This window comes from Arthrobacter humicola, assembly GCF_022803015.1.
GTDB classification, from domain to species: Bacteria; Actinomycetota; Actinomycetes; order Actinomycetales; family Micrococcaceae; genus Arthrobacter; species Arthrobacter humicola_A.
Genome location: NZ_JAFKON010000032.1, coordinates 1 through 588, shown reverse-complemented (window position 1 = coordinate 588; position 588 = coordinate 1). Strand labels below are relative to the sequence as shown.

General features: G+C 69.9%; 1 protein-coding gene. It reads right to left on the bottom strand.

Annotated features, from left to right (window positions below; translation table 11 throughout):
* A partial coding sequence (locus ARTB_RS21320) for an aminotransferase class I/II-fold pyridoxal phosphate-dependent enzyme (RefSeq protein ID WP_243182275.1) occupies positions 1-588 on the bottom strand: 588 nt, incomplete at both ends.

Sequence of the window (588 nt, the reverse complement as noted above, 5' to 3'; positions counted from 1 at the left end):
GGCACCGGCCAGGACACGCTCCTGGCGTTCCCTGAACTCTTCGGACGCGGCGATCTTGAAGGCCACGGCCTTGCCGGCGATGACGTGCTCCAGCGGGCCGCCCTGCTGCCCGGGGAACACCGCCGAGTTGATCTTCTTGGCGATCTCGGCGTCGTTGGAGAGGATGATGCCGCCGCGCGGACCCGCGAGGGTCTTGTGCGTCGTGGAGGTCGTGACGTGCGCGTGCGGGACCGGGGACGGGTGCAGCCCGGCCGCGACGAGCCCGGCGAAGTGCGCCATGTCCACCATCAGATACGCGCCCACCGAGTCCGCGATCCGGCGGAACTCGGCGAAGTCCAGCCGGCGGGCGTACGCGGACCAGCCGGCCACGATCAGCGCCGGCTTGTGCTCCTGGGCCAGGCGCTCGACCTCGGCCATGTCGATCCGGTGGTCCTCCTCACGGACCTGGTACGGGACGACGTTGTACAGCCGGCCGGAGAAGTTGATCTTCATCCCGTGGGTCAGGTGCCCGCCGTGCGCCAGGTTCAGCCCCATGATGGTGTCCCCGGGCCGGATCAGGGCGTGCATCACCGAAGCGTTCGCCTGCGC